The following is a 17,115-nucleotide window of genomic DNA, read 5'->3' as shown; positions in this document are numbered from 1 at the left end:
ATACGAAAAGCCGCATGACAAGGCCAAACTTCGAGAGGTCAGCATGAACCCAACAGCTCTTTCCTCCGCCGCTGTCGCGTCCGCCATCCCGCGCCTCGCCATCGATCCGTTCTCCTACGGCTTCTTCGACGATCCCTATCCGGCGCACGAGCAGATGCGCGAGGCGGGCCCCGTCGTCTATCTCGACCAGTGGAACGTCTACGGCGTCGCGCGCTATGCCGAGGTCTATACCGTGTTCAACGATCCGCAGACATTCTGCTCCAGCCGCGGCGTGGGTCTCAGCGACTTCGCCAAGGAGAAGCCGTGGCGGCCGCCGAGCCTGATCCTCGAGGCCGATCCGCCGGCGCATACGCGCACCCGCGCGGTGCTGAGCAAGGTGCTCTCGCCGGCGGTGATGAAGCGGCTGCGGGACGGCTTCATGGCCGCGGCCGAGGCCAAGATCGATGACCTCGTGGCGCGTGGCTCGTTCGATGCCATCCCCGATCTCGCCGAGGCCTATCCGCTGTCGGTGTTCCCCGATGCGCTCGGCCTCAAGGCCGAAGGCCGCGACCATCTCATCTCCTATGCGAGCCTCGTGTTCAACGCCTTCGGGCCGCCGAACGAATTGCGACAGCAGGCGATCGAGCGCTCGGCGCCGCACCAGGCCTATGTCACGGAGCAATGCCAGCGCGACAATCTCGCGCCCGGCGGCTTCGGCGCCTGCATTCACGCCTTCAGCGATAGCGGCGAGATCACGCCGGCCGAGGCGCCATTGCTGGTGCGCTCGCTGCTGTCCGCCGGCCTCGACACCACGGTCTATGGCATCGGCGCTGCGGTGTATTGCCTGGCGCGCTTCCCGGACCAATGGGCGCGGCTGCGCGCCGATCCGTCGCTGGCGCGCAATGCGTTCGAGGAGGCGGTGCGGTTCGAAAGCCCGGTGCAGACCTTCTTCCGCACCACCACGCGCGACATCGAGCTCGGCGGCGTGACGATCCCGGGAGGCGAGAAGGTGCTGATGTTCTTAGGTAGCGCCAATCGCGATCCGCGCCGCTGGGAGCAGCCGGACAGCTACGACATCACGCGCAAAGTGTCGGGCCATGTCGGCTTCGGCTCGGGCATCCACATGTGCGTCGGCCAGCTCGTCGCGCGGCTGGAGGGCGAGGCGGTGCTGACCGCGCTCGCGCGCAAGGTCGGGTCGATCACGATGAGCGGCGCGCCGAAGCGCCGCTACAACAACACGCTGCGCGGGCTGGAGAGCCTGCCGGTCACCTTCACTCCAGCCTGAGCCAAGAGTCTGAGCAAGCCATGACGACGATCACCTTCATTCATGCCGACAACCGCAGCCAGACCGTGGAGGCGTCGGATGGCGACAGCCTGATGATGGCGGCGCTGACCCATGGCGTCGACGGCATCGTCGCCGAATGCGGCGGCAACGCCGTCTGCGCCACCTGCCACGTCTATATCGACGAAGCCTGGACGGCGAGGCTCGATCCCGTCTCCGATGACGAGGATGCGTTGCTCGACGGCACCGCCGCCGAGCGGCTGCCGAACAGCCGGCTGTCCTGCCAGATCAAGGTGCAGCCGGCGCTCGCCGGGCTGGTGGTCCGGATCCCTGACAAGCAGAGCTAGTTCATCGACACCTATCAAAATAATAACACAGGGGGAGGACCATCATGAAGCAACTCAGAGCCTGCGCGCTGGCGCTGACCGCATCGTTCGGCGCGGCGACCGCGCTCGCCGGCGAGATATCCGACAACGTCGTGCGCGTCGGCGTGCTCAACGACATCTCCGGCATCTTCCAGGACACCAACGGCATGGGCTCGGTCGAGGCCGCGCGGATGGCGGCGGAGGATTTCAACGGCGGGGCTAAGGGCATCAAGGTCGAGATCGTCTATGCCGATCATCAGAACAAGGCCGATGTCGGCTCGGCGATCGCGCGCAAATGGCTCGACGTCGACAAGGTCGACGCCATCGTCGACGTGCCCAACTCGGCGGTGGGCCTGACGATCAACGAGCTCCTGCGCAACAGCCGGATGACGTTCCTGGCCTCGTCGACCGCGAGCTCCGATCTCACCGGGAAAGCCTGCTCGCCGAACACCATCCAATGGGTCAACGACGCCTGGGCGACCGGCAACACCACGGCGGCCGCGATGCTGGGCCGCGGCGGCAAGGACTGGTATTTCATCACGGTTAACTACGCGCTCGGCCAGGGTATCGAGGCGGAGGCGACCAACTACATCGAGAAGCATGGCGGCAAGGTGCTGGGCTCGGCCAAGCACCCGCTCGGCACCACGGACTTTGCGTCGTTCCTGCTGCAGGCGCAGGGCTCCAAGGCCAAGGTCATCGGGCTCGCCAATGCCGGTGGCGACACCATCAACGCGGTCAAGCAGGCCGCCGAGTTCGGCATCCAGCAGGGCGGCCAGTCGCTGGTCGCGTTCCTGCTGTTCATCAACGACATCCACGGCATGGGGCTGAAGGCGGCGCAGGGACTGCAGCTCTTGGAAGCCTTCTACTGGGACATGGACGACGACACCCGCGCCTTCGCCAGGCGGTTTGCCGCGCGTCCCGGGATGAACGGGAAGATGCCGAGCGGCAACCAGGCGGGAGTCTACGCCGCAACGCTCGCCTATCTGAACGCGGTTGCCGCCACCGGCAGCGACGATGCCAAGGATGTCGTGCCGCAGATGAAGGCAACGAAGGGCAAAGATAAACTATTCGGCGACGTCGCCATTCGCGCCGACGGCCGCGTGGTGCATCCGATGTATCTGTTCGAGGTCAAGAAGCCCGAGGAATCGAAATATGCTTACGACTACTACCGTCTGGTCTCGACGATTCCGGCGGAGCAGGCGTTCCGTCCGATCACCGATGGCGGCTGCCCGTTGGTGAAGTGACAAAAGGCCCAGCAGCCCCGGCCGCGGCCAACTGTCGCGGTCGGTGTCGTGTGCAGGACTCAGTCCCGCTCGGGCCGTCCGGCATAACCACAATAGCCATGGGCAGTCACGCCGTCGTCGCTACCCTTCAAGTGGGATAGATGAAGTTGTCGCCAGCCCATGCAGTCGTTGCCGATGCAGTGGTACTGGCGGTCGCTCCCCTGGAAACCGCCCGTCACGCTGTTGAACAGCCGGTTGTTGTTGTCGATACGCACGTAGGGGCACCACTTCTCTCGCGCCGCCTGCTCGGTGACGAACATCAAAATCTCCTTAAATGCACGGACACCTTGGTGCTCATCCGTTAAGCGCGAATGAACCCCCATCCAGCATGCCGCAGCAACGATGTGGGATCGAATCCGCCGGCGCGGCCTTCTTTGGGGCTGTAATTCCCGACAACAGCCCGGCTGCGGACGGATTCCGAGATCGGCGGACGGGTTAACCGGCAGTATAGTTCTTGCCATTGGCCATTTATGCGAAATATGGTGCATGGATCGAAAGCGCGCTGACGAACTCTGCGCGACGGGTCGTTGCGGCGAAACGCCGCCGCCGGCCGGTGTCGCTGCGCGCGGGTGACGAAACAACGATAAGAACGACCCAAGAAGGGGAGGGAAGACGATGAAAACGAGCTTCTGGCTGGCAGGCGCCGCGGCACTGCTGTTCTCGAGCACCGCCTTTGCCGGCGACACCATCAAGATCGGCTTCGTTTCGACCTTCAGCGGCCCGACCGCCGTGATCGGCAACGACATGCGCAACTCGTTCGAGCTCGCACTCGACCATCTCGGCCGCAAGATGGATGGCAAGCCGGTCGAGGTGATCTACGAGGACGATCAGCAGAAGCCTGACGTCGGCAAGCAGAAGACCGAGAAGCTGGTGCAGTCCGACAAGGTCGATTTCATCGTCGGCTACATCTGGTCGAACGTGCTCTTGGCCTCGCTGAAGACCGCGGTCGATTCCCAGACCTTCCTGATCTCCGCCAATGCCGGCCCGTCGCAGCTCGCCGGCGAATTGTGCTCGCCTTACGTGTTCTCGACCTCCTGGCAGAACGACCAGACGCCCGCGGCGATGGGCCTCTACATGAACCAGAAGGGCGTGAAGTCGGTGTTCCTGATCGGCCCGAACTATGCGGCCGGCAAGGACATGCTGGCGGGCGTGAAGAGCACGTTCAAGGGGCAGGTGGTCGGCGAGGAATATACGGTTTGGCCGAGCCAGCTCGACTTCTCCGCCGAGCTCTCCAAGGCGCGCGCCTCCGGCGCCGAGTCGATCTTCGTGTTCTATCCGGGCGCGGCGGGCGTGCAGTTCCTCAATCAATACGCGCAGGCCGGCCTGAAGGAGAAGATGCCGCTTTACACCGCCTTCACGGTCGACGAATTGTCGCTGCCGCTGCAAAAGGACAATGCCATCGGCGTGCCCGGCGCCCAGGAATGGGTCAACGACCTGCCCAACGAGCAGAACAAGACCTTCGTCGCCGATTACCGCAAGAAATACACCGGCCTGCGCCCCACTTATTACGGTGCCCAGGCCTATGACGCGGCGCAGCTGATCAACAGCGCCGTCGTCGCGGTCAAGGGCGACACCTCCAAGAAGGCGGAGATGAAGGCCGAAATGGAGAAGGCCAACTTCAAGTCGCTGCGCGGCGCCTTCAAGTTCGGCAACAACCACATCCCGATCCAGAGCTTCTATCTCCAGGACGTGGTCAAGGATGCCGACGGCCAGCTCTCGCTGAAGACGGTGGCCACCATCGTCGAGAACGACCAGGACCGCTTCCACGACAAGTGCCAGATGAAATAGCGATCGAGAAAATCTCCCGGCCGGCCTCGACCGGCCTGGAATTTGCTTGAAGCTTAAAACATCTCCGGCCTAAGATCGGGACGGACATGGCGGCAGCGCCTGCGATGGTTCTGCCGCCGTCTTTTTGAGCGTGAAGTGAGGGGCATGCTTCTCGTCGTCGAACAATTCCTGAACGGTCTGCAGTACGGGCTGCTGCTGTTCCTGCTGGCTGCCGGCCTGACGCTGGTGTTCGGCATCATGGACCTCGTCAACCTCGCGCACGGCTCGCTCTACATGATGGGCGCCTATTTCGCGGCGACCTTCGCGGCCTGGACCGGCAGCTTCGTGCTCGGCGGGATCATGGCGCTCGGTGCCACGTTACTGCTCGGCATCGTGCTCGAATTCACGGCATTGCGCCATCTCTACGGGCGCGATCATCTCGACCACGTGCTTGCAACCTTCGGCCTGATCCTGTTCTTCAACGAAGCTGTCCGGCTGATCTGGGGCCCCGCAGGATTGTCCTTGCCGGTGCCGTCCTGGCTGTCCTTTCCGGTCACAATCCCGCCCGGCATCCAATATCCGGCCTATCGTCTTGCCATCATCGTGGTGGCGTTGTTGGTGGCGCTGCTGCTCTATCTCGGCGTCATGCGCACCCGCATCGGCATGCTGATCCGCGCCGGCGCCTCCAACCGGGAGATGATCGGCGCGCTCGGCATCAACATCAAGCTGCTGTACACGCTGGTGTTCGGCCTCGGAGCCGCGCTCGCCGGCCTCGCCGGTCTGATGCAGGCGCCGATCCTCACGGTGCAGATCGGCATGGGCGAGAACATCCTGATCCTTGCCTTCGTCGTGATCGTGATCGGGGGCATCGGCTCGATCCGCGGCGCCTTCGTCGCGGCGATCATGATCGGCCTGATCGACACGATGGGGCGCGCATTCCTGCCCAATTTGCTGCGCCAGGTGCTGAATTCGGCCGCAGCGTCCACGGCGGCGCCAGCGATGTCGTCGATGCTGATCTATCTCCTGATGGCGATCGTGCTGGTGGCGCGGCCTGAAGGTCTGTTTCCGGCCAACCGCAGATGATATCCAAGCTCAACGTCTCAGGCGTCGTCGCCATCATCGTCGTGGCCGGCCTCGTCCTGCTGCCGGTTTACTCGAACCTCACCGGCAACATCTTCATCCTCACGCTGTTCACCCGCATCGTCATCCTGGCGCTCGCGGCGGTCAGCCTGAATCTCATCATGGGCTATGGCGGCATGATGAGCTTTGGTCATGCGGCCTATCTCGGCATCGGCGGCTATGCCGTCGGCATTCTCGCGCAGGAAGGCATCGCCTCCGGCTGGGCGCAATTCGCGGTCGCGATCGCCGTCTCGGCACTCTATGCGCTCGTCATCGGCGCGCTGTCCTTGCGGACGCGCGGCGTCTACTTCATCATGATCACGCTGGCCTTCGCGCAGATGGCCTATTACGTCGCCTCGGGCCTCGCCCGATATGGCGGCGATGACGGACTGACGGTCTACAAGCGCAGCGACTTCGGCGGCCTGATCAATCTCGGCAACCGGGTGCAGTTCTACTATCTCTGCCTGGCCTGTCTGCTCGCCGTCGTCGTGCTGGTCTGGCGTATCGTCAATTCGCGCTTCGGCCTCGTGCTGCAGGGCCTGCGCTCCAACGAGCAGCGCATGCAGGCGATCGGCTTCCCGGCCAAGCGCTACAAGCTCGCCTGCTTCGTCATCGCCGGCATGCTGTGCGGGCTCTCGGGCGCGCTGCTTGCCAACAACACCGATTTCGTCAGCCCCGCGGTGATGTACTGGACCCGCTCCGGCGACCTGATGGTGATGGTGATCCTCGGCGGCATGGGCACCCTCATGGGGCCGGTCGTCGGCTCCGTCGTGTTCCTGGTGCTCGAGGAGGTGCTGTCGCAGCTCACCGAATATTGGGCGCTGATCATGGGGCCGCTGCTGCTGCTGATCGTGCTGTTCGGCCGCGGCGGCATCATGGGCATGCTCGGGAGGGTGAACCGTGGCTGAGCCGCTGCTCCGCGTCGACAATCTGGTGCGCCGCTTCGGCGGCATCATCGCCACCGACCACGTCTGTCTCGACGTCTCCCAGGGCGAGATCCACGCCATCATCGGGCCCAATGGCGCCGGCAAGACCACCTTGATCAGCCAGCTCACCGGCCATCTGGCGCCGCATGCCGGGCGCATCTTCCTCGCCGGTCGCGATATCTCGCATTTCCCGGCCTACAAGCGCAGCGCGCTCGGGCTGGCGCGTTCGTTCCAGATCACCTCGCTGCTGACCGATTTCACCGCCGCCGACAACGTGGCGCTCGCCGCGCAGGCCCATGACGGCAAGCATTCGTTCCGCTTCTTCGCCAATGCGCGCAAGGAGAAGCCGCTGCGCGACGCCGCGCGCGCCGCGCTGGAGCGCGTCGGCCTCGGCCATCGCGCCGATGTGCTGGTGTCGAAACTCAGCCATGGCGAGCAGCGCGAGCTCGAGCTCGCTGTCGCGCTCGCCACCAAGCCGCAGCTGCTGCTGCTCGACGAGCCGATGGCCGGCCTCGGTGTGACGGAGTCGCAGCGCATGGTGAAGCTGCTCGCGGAGCTGCGCAACGAGGTCTCGATCGTGCTGGTCGAGCACGACATGGAAGCGGTGTTCGCGCTCGCCGACCGCATCTCCGTCCTCGTCTACGGCCGCATCATCGCGTCCGGCAAGCCGGACGAGATCCGGCAGAACGAGGAGGTCAAGCGCGCCTATCTCGGCGATCAGCACGTGGTGGTCGGCCATGGTTGATCAGAAAATGGCTGAGCAGAAAGAGAACGGCATGCTGCTCGAGGTTGACGGCATCGAGACCTGCTACGGCCTGAGCCAGGTCCTGTTCGGACTTTCACTGGCGATTCGTCCCGGCGAGATGGTCTCGCTGATGGGCCGCAACGGCATGGGCAAGACCACGACGATCCGCTCGATCATGGGCCTGACCCAGGCGCGCGCCGGCGAGATCCGCTTCAGCGGCCAGGAGACGCGCAGGCTGCCGTCCTACCGGATCGCGCAGCTCGGCATCGGGTTGGTCCCCGAGGGTCGGCAGATCTTCCCGAACCTCACCGTGACTGAGAATCTCGTGGCCGCCTCGACCAACCGGCTCGGCGCGGCCGATCCGTGGACGCTGGACAAGATACACGGACTGTTCCCACGGCTCGCCGAGCGCGGCGGCAACATGGGCAACCAGCTGTCTGGCGGCGAGCAGCAGATGCTGGCGATCGGTCGCGCGCTGATGACCAATCCAAAACTCCTCATCCTCGACGAGGCGACAGAAGGGCTCGCGCCGCTGATCCGCGAGGAGATCTGGAACTGCCTGTCGCTGTTGAAAACACGCGGACAGTCCATCCTGGTGATCGACAAGAATGTCGAGCACCTCACTCGCATCTGCGACCGCCATTACATCATCGAGCGCGGCCGCACCGTGTGGCACGGCACGTCCGAGCAACTGATGGCCGAGCCGGAGCTGCAGCACCGCTATCTCGGGATTTGACGGCTCCGTGCTGGCGGCGTGACGACATCAGCGCGAATTGACTCATGTCAAGACGGCGTCGCGCGGGGTGCGTAGATTGGGCGGCCATGCTGACGTGCGCCGATTTTTCGCATTGAGGCGCAGCTCAGCTGCGACTATCTTTCAGGATAGTAGTTTGTTTTGCCTTTTATCAAAGGTTGAGCAAATGCGTGCGCCCCATCTTCGACTCGAAGCACCGAAAAGAGCCGCCGCCGGTCTGCGCGGCTTCTGGTCAGCTCATTCCGACCTCGAGACCGCGTTGTGTCTCGCTTTCATGTTGATCGTCGCCTTCATCGTCAAGCTGACGCCGCCGATCTAGGCGACGGCGATCGACGCGCGGATCGCGATCAGCGGTCGAGGGGGATGTACTTCTGGTACTCCTTCGGCACCCGGCTGCGATAGCGCGAGGGCACTGTGCCGCTGCGCAGCGAGTCCTCGACCTCCTGCCGCGTGGTCTTCGTCCGCTTTTTCTTTTTCGGTGCGGCGGCCTCGGCTGCGGGCTTGCTCTCAGCCGGCTTGTCGGTGGTGGCTGCCGGGGCGGGGGCCGCCGCTGAAGGGGACGGGTTTGGCGTCGGGGATGGCGTTGCTGCGGGAGCGGGCTGGGCCGGCGCGTCCGTTGGAGGCGCCGTTTGCGCGAGCGCCGCTCCTGACATCAGACCCACAGCCAGCAGGCCCGCCACGGCAACTCCGGACAATCTGATCATGACACAAGACTCCCAACCACGGCACGTCATGTGCCGACGAGATGAGGTCGTTCGCGCGCGTTGGCCGGTTCATGCCGCGCGTGCATGGCCATCGCCGCTACGATGCTCATCGCCCAAGATGAATTCGTGATGCCGTCTTTTTGAGCATATGCTGCGTTCGGTTCCGTTGAATCGCAAGTGTTTTTCTCTGGCACGCAGCTTGCTCACATCGACATCAGAGTTGGCAGCTAGGGTTCCGGTTCTCATCGCGAGAACGCTGGTCCGAGAGCAGCCGCCAGGGGAGAGCCCTGGTGCACGGCGGGATAAAAACCCGGGAGACCTCAGTGGCCGCGCTTGGCAGGCTCGAGGTTGTCTTTGCCAGTCCGCGGTCAGAAAACCGGTGAGGGACTGGATATGTTCAAAGCACGAAATCTGTTTGTTGCACTGCTCGCAGCTTCGACGCTGGCGACCGCATCGCTGTCGCCCGCTTTCGCCGAGAAGAAGAAGGAATTCAACATCGCCTGGACGATCTATGTCGGCTGGATGCCGTGGCCCTATGCCGCCGAGTCCGGGATCGTCAAGAAGTGGGCCGACAAATACGGCATCTCGATCAAGGTCACCCAGATCAATGACTACGTCGAATCGATCAACCAGTACACCGCCGGCAAATTCGACGGCGTGACCGTCACCAACATGGACGCGCTGACCATTCCCGCCGCCGGCGGCGTCGACACCTCCGCGATCATCATGGGCGACTATTCCAACGGCAATGATGGCGTGGTGCTGAAGAAGGGCAAGACGCTGGCCGACATCAAGGGCCAGAAGGTCAACCTCGTCGAGCTCTCGGTATCGCATTATCTGCTGGCGCGTGGCCTGGAGACGGTGAAGCTCTCGGAGAAGAACATCAAGACCGTCAACACGTCCGACGCCGACATCGTCGCCGCCGCGAAGTCGCCGGACACGACCGCTGTTGTCACCTGGAATCCGCAGCTGCTCGAGGTCAAGGCCGAGCCGGGCGCGACCTTGGTGTTCGACTCGAGCAAGATCCCCGGCGAGATCGAGGATCTCCTGGTCGTGAACACGCAGACGCTGAAGGACAACCCGGAGCTCGGCAAGGCGCTGACCGGCATCTGGTACGAGACGATCGCGCTGATGAAGGACCAGAGCGAGAAGGGCAAGGCCGCGCGAGAGGCGATGGCCAAGCTCTCCGGCACCGATCTCGCGGGCTTCGAGACCCAGCTCAAGACCACCTTCATGTACTACGAGCCCAAGGACGCGCTTGCCTTCATGACCGGTCCGGAGTTGCCGAAGATCATGGACCACGTCCGCACCTTCTGCTTCGACCACAATCTGCTTGGCGAGAACTTGAAGTCGAAGGACGCAGTCGGCATCTCGACGCCGTCGAAGGCGCTGGGCTCCACGACCAACGTCAAGCTGCGCTTCGACCCGACCTACATGAAGATGGCGGCGGACGGGAAGCTCTGATCATCCTCCGTCGCCCCACCAGCACCTCCCCTCACCCTGCGGAGCCCGCCGCAGGCGGGCGTCTCGAAGGGCGAGGCCCGTGCCGTGGCCTCATGGTTCGAGACGGTGCTACGCGCCTCCTCACCATGAGGAGGAACAGCTGAGATCGGCGCTGCACATGGACCATGAGCAGCGTACCCATGGATTGGAATGACGGAGCTTCTCCATGCCGCGTGCGATGAACGTCGTTCCGAACCGCGGAAGCCGGCTGTTGCTGGCATTCCTGCCGTTCCTGCTGATCGCGCTGATCTACGTGGTCGGCTCCGCGCAGCGGCGCGCCGACAATCCCGACGACAAGCTGCTGCCGCCCATCTCGGAGATGGTCGCCACCTCGAAGCGGCTCGCGACCGAGCCGGACCGGCGCTCCGGTGACTACGTGCTGTGGTCGGACACGGCGGCGAGCCTGCAGCGCCTCGCGCTCGGGCTCGGCATCTCAGCAATCATCGGTCTCACGCTCGGTCTGGCGATCGGCTTGCTCCCGGTCGCCGGCGCTGGCTTCGGCACGCTGGTCGCGGTGCTGTCGATGATCCCGCCGATGGCGGTGCTTCCGGTGCTGTTCATCGTGTTCGGCCTCGGTGAACTCTCGAAGGTGGTGCTGATCATCATCGGCGTGACGCCGACGCTGGTGCGCGATCTCTCGCTCGAGGTGCAGAACATGCCCAGGGAGCAGCTGATCAAGGCGCAGACCTTGGGCGGCTCGACCTGGCAGGTCGCGATCCGCGTGGTGCTGCCGCAGATCATGCCGCGGCTGATCCAGGGGCTGCGGCTGATGATCGGCCCGGCCTTCCTGTTCTTGATCTCGGCGGAGGCGATCGCCTCCGACGTCGGGCTCGGCTATCGCATCTTCCTGGTCCGGCGCTATCTGTCGATGGACGTGATCCTGCCTTACGTCGTCTGGATCACCTTGCTCGCCTATGTCTTCGACTATGCGCTCGTCTGGTTCGGGCAGCGCGCGTTCCCCTGGGCCTATGCGCAAGGGAGCCGCTGATGAGCACGCTGTCCTTCCGCAACGTCTGGGTCGAGTACGGCAACCAGGTCGTGCTCGAGCGCATCAATCTCGAGATCACCTCCGGCACGTTTCTCTCGATCGTCGGCCCGTCCGGCGCCGGCAAGAGCACCTTCCTGCGGCTGATCCTCGGCCAGGAGAGACCGAGCCAGGGCGCGGTGCTGCTCGACGGCCAGCCGTTTCCCGCCGAGCCGGGGCCCGACCGCGGCATCGTGTTCCAGCGCTACTCGGTGTTCCCGCATCTGACCGTGCTCGGCAACGTGCTGCTCGGCTATGAGCTCGCCGCGAGCCCGCTCACGGCGCGCCTGTTCGGGGGCGCACGCAAAGAGGCGGTGGAGAAGAGCCGCGCATTGATCGAGGCCGTCGGCCTCGGCCCGCACGCGGACAAATATCCGAGCGCGCTGTCCGGCGGCATGCAGCAGCGGCTCGCGATCGCGCAGGCGCTCGCGAAGCAGCCGCGCGTGCTCCTGCTCGACGAACCCTTCGGCGCGCTCGATCCCGGCACGCGCGCGCAGATGCACGCGCTGATCAAGCCGCTGTGGCGCGAGCACAAGATGACCATCGTGATGGTCACCCACGACATCAAGGAGGCGTTCGGCCTCGCCACCCGACTGATCGCGCTCGACCGTCCGCGCAAGGACCCGCAGGCGCCGGAGCGCTTCGGCGCGCGCATCACCTACGACCTCGATCTCACCCGCGACAGTCCTGTGCCCGTGCTCGGCTTCATCCGCGCCAGCGTGCAGGCGGCGCAATAACACTCAGAAGAAACGAAGGAGAACTCCATGTCATTCCCAGCCATGCGGCGCAGCCGCCGTGCCGGATTGCAGCCGCAGCGCTCGCGCCTGCGCCGGCATCATCCGGACTTTGACAAGATGGCGACGCAAGGCTGGCAGGCGCTGGAGGCCGAGGGCAAGCTGCCGAGCAACGGCTGGCGCAAGGAGCGGCAATGGGCGCTCGACATGGGCCTGCCCGGCTCGGACAGCCTGACCGATCGCGACATCCCGACCTTCGCGCGCGGTGAGCTGCCGCATTTCGCTGGGATCAACACCTTCATGAAGGCGCCCTATGTCGAGAACGTCCGCGACGTCGGCAAATACGACGCCGCCGTGATCGGCATCCCGTTCGATTCCGGCACCACCTATCGTCCCGGCACGCGCTTCGGGCCGCAGGGCATCCGCCGCATCTCCGCGCTCTACACGCCCTACAATTACGAGCTCGGCGTCGACCTGCGCGAGCAGATGACTTTGTGCGATGCCGGTGACGTCTTCACCATCCCGGCGAACCTCGAAAAGAGCTTCGACCAGATCAGCCGCGGCGTCGCGCATGTGTTCTCGTCTGGCGCGCTGCCGATCATGCTCGGCGGCGACCACTCGATCGGCTTCCCCTGCGTGCGCGGCATCGCGCAGTGCACCGACAAGAGGATCGGCATCATCCATTTCGACCGCCACATCGACATCCAGGAGAAGGATCTCGACGAGCGCATGCACACCACGCCCTGGTACTGGGCAACCAATCTGCCGAACGTCTCGCCGACCAATCTGGTCCAGCTCGGCATCGGCGGCTGGCAGGTGCCGCGCGAGGGCGTCGAGGTCGCGCGCAAGCGCAACACCAACGTGCTGACCATCGCCGACATCGAGAAGATCGGCCTGGAGAAGACCGCCGAGATCGCGCTGGAGCTGGCCTGGAAGGATGCCGACGCCGTCTACATCTCGTTCGACGTCGATTCCATCGATTGCGGCTTCGTGCCCGGCACCGGCTGGCCGGAGCCCGGCGGCTTCCTGCCGCGCGAGGCGCTGAAGCTGCTCGGCCTCGTCGCCGCCGAGGGCCTCTGCGGCCTCGAAGTGGTCGAGGTCTCGCCGCCCTACGATACGTCCGACATCACCGCGCTGATCGGCGTGCGCGTCGTCGTCGAGGCGCTGGGCTCGATGGTCGCCCACGGCAAGCTCGGCAGCCACAAGCACATCATCAACAAGCCGGTCAGCTTCTGAGGTCCGCGATGCGCCATCATCACCACTATCACGGCCATCATCATGATCATGGTCATTCTCACGATCATGATCATCACCATGATCACGATCATCCGCCGCATGGCCCCGGCCACAACCATCCGCACGGCCACCGCTCTCCGGTGCAGTGGCAGACGCCGCACCAGCCCGAGGGCGCCAAGCCCGCGCCGGTGGTCGAGCCCGATCTCGACAAGGTCGAGGCCGCCTTCGTTGACGGCTTTATCGCCGCCCCTGATCCGACCAGCTTCCTGCGGCTCGCGCGCATCCCGTTCGAGATCCTGCGCGACGGCGAGAGCCTGAAGCTGCTGCGTGTCGAGATCGACGCGCTGACCGACGTCGGCAGCCTCACCCCGCATCTCGGCGGCAGCAGCTTCCGCTACGACCCGCTGCCGTCCAACTTCATCTCCCGCCGCCGCCGCCTGCGCTTCGTCTATTTCGATGGCGCAAGAATCAAGCCGCTCACCTACGCAGAGCTGCGGGGGATCGAGACGCAGGGCTGACGTCGGCCGCGTGCGGCGCGCTCGCGTCGCGCGCGCGGGTTATGACATCGAAGAGTGCGGCGCGAGTCTGAAGTGAGCGACGATGCGCGCCGCCGCCGCATCTGCGTTAAGCTCACTGGTGTCGAGCGACAGGCACCAGGGTCTGCAATATGAAACAGAATTCCATAAAGGTCCGGATCATCGGGATCCCTAAAGGCGAACCGCCGCTCTGGGTCCGCGAGAAATGGGTTGGTCTTGAGTTGCCACTGGCGGGCGGTTCGGCGCCGCGCAACTTTTTAGCCTTCGGCGCCGTAGCGGGGCCGCGCTCATGGATCGGACAAGTATGGGGCCTCTTGCTGGGGCGCGCAGAACGCATTCTTGGTTATGCCGTGTATGCGGATCGCGCGGTCGGCATTCTCGCCGAATCGAGCCCGGCGGCCGCAGCTTGGTGGCGCGAGAATGCCGGCGAACTCGTCGCTCCTGGGCGCTTCCTGGTGTTTCATGCCGATGAGTGCGAGGTCTCGAGGGACTAACCTGCAGCGCGCCGGCCCGCTGCTTAAGATCCCGCAAAGCGTCGACTGGGGAGCTCTCGGCGGCTTTTGCCTCATCCCCGCGCGAACATCCGCGCCTCGCTGGCGATCACCGGCTTCACCGCGTCGCCGAGCCGCGCCGCCGCCGCATCGACCGTCAGCCCTGCCGTATCCACCACCGCATTCGCCCGCGCATACAGCGGCTCGCGGCTCGCCAGGATGTTGCGCAGCTCGGCCATCGCCGAGCGGTCGTCGGCCATCGGCCGCAGATCGCCCTGCTTGCGTACGCGCGCCATGTGCTCCTCCGGCTCGGCCTTGAGCCAGATCGTGTAGAACGAGGTCAGGATCAGGTCGAAGGTGACGGGCTCGGAGACGATGCCGCCGCCGGTCGCCAGCACTATCGGCTCCTTGCGCGCCAATAGCTGGACCAGCGCCGTCTGCTCCATGCGGCGGAAGCCTTCCTGGCCGTAGAGCGCGATGATTTCGGCAGCCGACAGGCCGTTCTGCCGCTCGATCTCCTTGTTGAGCTCGACAAAGCTCCAGCCGATCCGCTCGGCGAGCATTCTGCCGAGAGTCGACTTGCCGGCGCCGCGCAGGCCGATCAGCGCGATGCCCGAGAAGGTGCGTCGTAGCGGCGCCGAGGCACCGCCGGCGAGCAGCTCCCTGACCTGGGCGATCTGGCTCGGGCTCGCCTTCTTCAGGAGATCGCGGATGACCGGCCAGTCCGGCGAAGGCTCGCCGCCGGGAATGATGTCGTCGAGCGGCGCGTTGATGGCGTTGGCGATGCGGCGCAGCAGCACGATCGAGACATTACCTTTGCCGCTTTCGAGCTGGGCGATGTAGCGCTCGGAAATCCCGGAGACCTCGGCCAGCACCTTGCGTGACATGCCGGCGAGGCCGCGCATCCGCCGCACCCGCTGCCCCAGCTGGTCGAGGAAATCGGTCTCGGCCGCCGACTGGCCGGAATCATCCCTGGCAGCGTCGCTGTTGAGCGCCATGTCCCTCTGACTTCTTTTGAAGCGGAAACATAATGCCGGAGAGGATTGACAGCAAGCGCCGTTGGTGGCCTTCTATGAATTATAATTCAAAAATCGGGGGAGGGAACGCCGTGAAGTCGTACAATGCGGTGTCATGGCTGCTTGACCGCAATGTCGAGGCCGGACGTGGCGACAAGCTCGCCTACACGGACACGGTCTCCGAGCTGACCTATCGCGGTCTGCAGCAGCAGTCCTTCCGCGTCGCCAACATGCTGCGCCGCCTCGGCGTCCGCCGCGAGGAGCGCGTGGCGATGATCATGCTCGACACGGTGGATTTCCCGGCGGTGTTCCTCGGCGCGATGCGCGCCGGCATCGTCCCGGTGCCGCTCAACACTTTGCTGACGACGGAGCAATACGCCTATGTGCTGGCGGACTGCCGCGCCCGGGTGCTGTTCGTGTCCGAGGCGCTTTATCCGGCGGTGAAGGACATCGTCGGGGGGCGGATGCCCGATCTCGATTGCGTCGTGGTCTCCGGCACGAACGCCTTCGGCCACAAGCTGCTGTCGGAAGAACTTGCCGGTGAGAGCGATCAGTTCGAGACGGTGGCGACCCACGAGGACGAGCCGGCGTTCTGGCTGTACTCGTCGGGCTCGACCGGCATGCCCAAGGGCGTGCGCCATCTGCACGGCAATCTCGCGGCGACCGCCGAGACCTATGCCAAGCAGGTGCTCGGCATCCGCGAAAGCGACATCTGCCTGTCCGCCGCAAAACTGTTCTTCGCCTATGGTCTCGGCAATGCGCTGACCTTCCCCTTGTCGGTCGGCGCCACCACGATCCTCAACTCCGAGCGGCCGACGCCGGCGTTGATGTTCAAGCTGATGAACCGCTACAACCCGACCATCTTCTACGGTGTGCCGACCTTGTTCGCGGCGATGCTCCACGACGAGTCGCTGCGCCATGAGAAGGCCGGCAACGCGTTGCGCATCTGTACCTCCGCCGGAGAAGCGCTGCCGGAGTCGGTCGGCAACGCCTGGAAGGCGCGCTTCGGCGTCGACATTCTCGATGGCGTCGGCTCGACCGAGTTGTTGCACATCTTCCTGTCGAACGCGCCCGGCGACATCAAATACGGCTCCTCGGGGCGTCCGGTGCCGGGCTATCAGGTGCGTCTCGTCAACGAAGCGGGCCAGGATGTCCCGGACGGCGAGGTCGGCGAGATGCTGGTGCACGCGCCCTCGGCCGGCGAGGGCTATTGGAATCAGCGCCACAAGACGCGGTCGACCTTTGAGGGCTACTGGACGCGCACCGGCGACAAATATGTCCGCGACGCCGAGGGCCGCTACACCTTCTGCGGCCGCTCCGACGACATGTTCAAGGTCTCCGGCATCTGGGTGTCGCCGTTCGAGGTCGAGAGCGCGCTGATCACGCATCCGTCCGTGCTCGAAGCCGCCGTCGTGCCCGACGCGGATCCCGAAGGACTGCTGAAGCCGAAGGCCTATGTCGTGCTGCGCCCGAGCGTCGATCGCGCGACCTTGCACGAGGCGCTGAAGGAGCACGTGAAGCAGAAGATCGGCCCTTGGAAATACCCGCGCTGGATCGAGGTGGTGGAGTCCTTGCCAAAGACCGCCACCGGCAAGATCCAGCGCTTCAAGCTGCGCGAGGGAGCGAGTCAGTAGTTGGTCTTCCTGCCCGT

General features: G+C 64.8%; 19 protein-coding genes and 1 riboswitch. Of the genes, 16 read left to right on the top strand and 3 right to left on the bottom strand.

Annotated elements, in window-relative coordinates; genetic code table 11:
- Positions 1–43 precede the first annotated feature (43 nt).
- From BRADO_RS31625 to BRADO_RS31615, 3 genes are read left to right on the top strand one after another with little or no spacing between them, the layout of a single operon-like run.
- Positions 44–1,264, top strand: a complete 1,221-nt coding sequence (locus BRADO_RS31625) for a cytochrome P450 (RefSeq protein WP_012030270.1) — start codon at positions 44–46, stop codon at positions 1,262–1,264.
- Positions 1,265–1,284: 20 nt separating this feature from the next.
- Positions 1,285–1,608, top strand: coding sequence for a 2Fe-2S iron-sulfur cluster-binding protein (locus BRADO_RS31620; RefSeq protein WP_012030269.1), 324 nt, complete (start codon positions 1,285–1,287; stop codon positions 1,606–1,608).
- A 44-nt stretch (positions 1,609–1,652) separates the two neighbouring features.
- Positions 1,653–2,870 carry an ABC transporter substrate-binding protein gene (locus tag BRADO_RS31615; protein ID WP_012030268.1) on the top strand — a complete coding sequence of 406 codons (1,218 nt, stop codon included), beginning with the start codon at positions 1,653–1,655 and terminating at the stop codon, positions 2,868–2,870.
- 59 nt (positions 2,871–2,929) lie between these two features.
- On the opposite strand, the gene BRADO_RS31610 is transcribed toward BRADO_RS31615, so the two are convergent.
- Positions 2,930–3,169, bottom strand: a complete 240-nt coding sequence (locus BRADO_RS31610; protein ID WP_041757889.1) for a hypothetical protein — start codon at positions 3,167–3,169, stop codon at positions 2,930–2,932.
- A gap of 355 nt (positions 3,170–3,524) precedes the next feature.
- Between BRADO_RS31610 and BRADO_RS31605 the strand changes: the two genes are divergently transcribed.
- The 6 genes from BRADO_RS31605 to BRADO_RS31580 all read left to right on the top strand — a co-directional run bounded on the left by BRADO_RS31605 (position 3,525) and on the right by BRADO_RS31580 (position 8,539).
- Positions 3,525–4,697, top strand: a complete 1,173-nt coding sequence (locus BRADO_RS31605) for an ABC transporter substrate-binding protein (protein ID WP_012030266.1) — start codon at positions 3,525–3,527, stop codon at positions 4,695–4,697.
- A gap of 144 nt (positions 4,698–4,841) precedes the next feature.
- Positions 4,842–5,759 (top strand): branched-chain amino acid ABC transporter permease, encoded by a 918-nt coding sequence (locus BRADO_RS31600; protein WP_041757199.1) that lies wholly within the window; start codon positions 4,842–4,844, stop codon positions 5,757–5,759.
- A complete protein-coding gene (locus BRADO_RS31595; RefSeq protein WP_012030264.1) occupies positions 5,756–6,703 on the top strand; it encodes a branched-chain amino acid ABC transporter permease in 948 nt (315 codons plus the stop codon). The genes BRADO_RS31600 and BRADO_RS31595 overlap by 4 nt, the downstream gene beginning before the upstream one ends.
- Complete coding sequence (locus BRADO_RS31590; RefSeq protein WP_012030263.1) at positions 6,696–7,466, top strand: ABC transporter ATP-binding protein; 771 nt, start codon at positions 6,696–6,698, stop codon at positions 7,464–7,466. The genes BRADO_RS31595 and BRADO_RS31590 overlap by 8 nt, the downstream gene beginning before the upstream one ends.
- A gap of 31 nt (positions 7,467–7,497) precedes the next feature.
- On the top strand, positions 7,498–8,202 hold the full coding sequence (locus tag BRADO_RS31585; RefSeq protein ID WP_012030262.1) for an ABC transporter ATP-binding protein: 705 nt from the start codon (positions 7,498–7,500) through the stop codon (positions 8,200–8,202).
- A gap of 184 nt (positions 8,203–8,386) precedes the next feature.
- Positions 8,387–8,539 carry a hypothetical protein gene (locus tag BRADO_RS31580; protein WP_012030261.1) on the top strand — a complete coding sequence of 51 codons (153 nt, stop codon included), beginning with the start codon at positions 8,387–8,389 and terminating at the stop codon, positions 8,537–8,539.
- 28 nt (positions 8,540–8,567) lie between these two features.
- Here the strand turns inward: BRADO_RS31580 and BRADO_RS31575 are convergent, their stop codons facing one another.
- Complete coding sequence (locus tag BRADO_RS31575; protein WP_041757198.1) at positions 8,568–8,924, bottom strand: hypothetical protein; 357 nt, start codon at positions 8,922–8,924, stop codon at positions 8,568–8,570.
- A gap of 216 nt (positions 8,925–9,140) precedes the next feature.
- Positions 9,141–9,243, top strand: a riboswitch (guanidine-I (ykkC/yxkD leader).
- 74 nt (positions 9,244–9,317) lie between these two features.
- Here BRADO_RS31575 and BRADO_RS31570 point away from each other — a divergent pair.
- The 6 genes from BRADO_RS31570 to BRADO_RS35235 all read left to right on the top strand — a co-directional run bounded on the left by BRADO_RS31570 (position 9,318) and on the right by BRADO_RS35235 (position 14,451).
- Positions 9,318–10,388, top strand: coding sequence for a putative urea ABC transporter substrate-binding protein (locus BRADO_RS31570; RefSeq protein WP_012030259.1), 1,071 nt, complete (start codon positions 9,318–9,320; stop codon positions 10,386–10,388).
- A 205-nt stretch (positions 10,389–10,593) separates the two neighbouring features.
- Entirely contained in the window at positions 10,594–11,415 is an 822-nt protein-coding gene (locus tag BRADO_RS31565) for an ABC transporter permease (protein WP_012030258.1), read from the top strand.
- Positions 11,415–12,188, top strand: a complete 774-nt coding sequence (locus BRADO_RS31560; protein ID WP_012030257.1) for an ABC transporter ATP-binding protein — start codon at positions 11,415–11,417, stop codon at positions 12,186–12,188. The genes BRADO_RS31565 and BRADO_RS31560 overlap by 1 nt, the downstream gene beginning before the upstream one ends.
- A 27-nt stretch (positions 12,189–12,215) precedes the next feature.
- On the top strand, positions 12,216–13,421 hold the full coding sequence (locus BRADO_RS31555) for an agmatinase family protein (protein WP_012030256.1): 1,206 nt from the start codon (positions 12,216–12,218) through the stop codon (positions 13,419–13,421).
- A 140-nt stretch (positions 13,422–13,561) separates the two neighbouring features.
- Positions 13,562–13,939, top strand: a complete 378-nt coding sequence (locus BRADO_RS31550) for a hypothetical protein (RefSeq protein WP_012030255.1) — start codon at positions 13,562–13,564, stop codon at positions 13,937–13,939.
- 149 nt (positions 13,940–14,088) lie between these two features.
- Positions 14,089–14,451, top strand: coding sequence for a hypothetical protein (locus tag BRADO_RS35235; protein ID WP_157872639.1), 363 nt, complete (start codon positions 14,089–14,091; stop codon positions 14,449–14,451).
- A gap of 71 nt (positions 14,452–14,522) precedes the next feature.
- On the opposite strand, the gene BRADO_RS31545 is transcribed toward BRADO_RS35235, so the two are convergent.
- Positions 14,523–15,446, bottom strand: coding sequence for a helix-turn-helix transcriptional regulator (locus tag BRADO_RS31545; RefSeq protein ID WP_012030253.1), 924 nt, complete (start codon positions 15,444–15,446; stop codon positions 14,523–14,525).
- A gap of 128 nt (positions 15,447–15,574) precedes the next feature.
- Between BRADO_RS31545 and BRADO_RS31540 the strand changes: the two genes are divergently transcribed.
- The gene (locus tag BRADO_RS31540; protein WP_012030252.1) at positions 15,575–17,098 is read left to right on the top strand and encodes a benzoate-CoA ligase family protein; all 1,524 of its coding nucleotides are present in this window, start codon (positions 15,575–15,577) and stop codon (positions 17,096–17,098) included.
- Positions 17,099–17,115: the final 17 nt, after the last annotated feature.

It is taken from the genome of Bradyrhizobium sp. ORS 278 (assembly GCF_000026145.1).
Lineage (GTDB): Bacteria > Pseudomonadota > Alphaproteobacteria > Rhizobiales > Xanthobacteraceae > Bradyrhizobium.
Note: the sequence above shows the minus strand (reverse complement) of the source record. Positions and strands in the feature narration are given on the sequence as shown.

Bases quoted from the DNA above. Each gene is read 5' to 3' on its own strand.
- BRADO_RS31625 (WP_012030270.1), top strand. From the start codon at position 44: ATGAACCCAACAGCTCTTTCCTCCGCCGCTGTCGCGTCCGCCATCCCG.
- BRADO_RS35235 (WP_157872639.1), top strand. From the start codon at position 14,089: ATGAAACAGAATTCCATAAAGGTCCGGATCATCGGGATCCCTAAAGGC.
- BRADO_RS31605 (WP_012030266.1), top strand. From the start codon at position 3,525: ATGAAAACGAGCTTCTGGCTGGCAGGCGCCGCGGCACTGCTGTTCTCG.
- BRADO_RS31585 (WP_012030262.1), top strand. From the start codon at position 7,498: ATGCTGCTCGAGGTTGACGGCATCGAGACCTGCTACGGCCTGAGCCAG.
- BRADO_RS31580 (WP_012030261.1), top strand. From the start codon at position 8,387: ATGCGTGCGCCCCATCTTCGACTCGAAGCACCGAAAAGAGCCGCCGCC.
- BRADO_RS31555 (WP_012030256.1), top strand. From the start codon at position 12,216: ATGTCATTCCCAGCCATGCGGCGCAGCCGCCGTGCCGGATTGCAGCCG.
- BRADO_RS31615 (WP_012030268.1), top strand. From the start codon at position 1,653: ATGAAGCAACTCAGAGCCTGCGCGCTGGCGCTGACCGCATCGTTCGGC.
- BRADO_RS31565 (WP_012030258.1), top strand. From the start codon at position 10,594: ATGCCGCGTGCGATGAACGTCGTTCCGAACCGCGGAAGCCGGCTGTTG.
- BRADO_RS31595 (WP_012030264.1), top strand. From the start codon at position 5,756: ATGATATCCAAGCTCAACGTCTCAGGCGTCGTCGCCATCATCGTCGTG.
- BRADO_RS31620 (WP_012030269.1), top strand. From the start codon at position 1,285: ATGACGACGATCACCTTCATTCATGCCGACAACCGCAGCCAGACCGTG.
- BRADO_RS31600 (WP_041757199.1), top strand. From the start codon at position 4,842: ATGCTTCTCGTCGTCGAACAATTCCTGAACGGTCTGCAGTACGGGCTG.
- BRADO_RS31570 (WP_012030259.1), top strand. From the start codon at position 9,318: ATGTTCAAAGCACGAAATCTGTTTGTTGCACTGCTCGCAGCTTCGACG.
- BRADO_RS31575 (WP_041757198.1), bottom strand. From the start codon at position 8,924: ATGATCAGATTGTCCGGAGTTGCCGTGGCGGGCCTGCTGGCTGTGGGT.
- BRADO_RS31545 (WP_012030253.1), bottom strand. From the start codon at position 15,446: ATGGCGCTCAACAGCGACGCTGCCAGGGATGATTCCGGCCAGTCGGCG.
- BRADO_RS31610 (WP_041757889.1), bottom strand. From the start codon at position 3,169: ATGTTCGTCACCGAGCAGGCGGCGCGAGAGAAGTGGTGCCCCTACGTG.
- BRADO_RS31560 (WP_012030257.1), top strand. From the start codon at position 11,415: ATGAGCACGCTGTCCTTCCGCAACGTCTGGGTCGAGTACGGCAACCAG.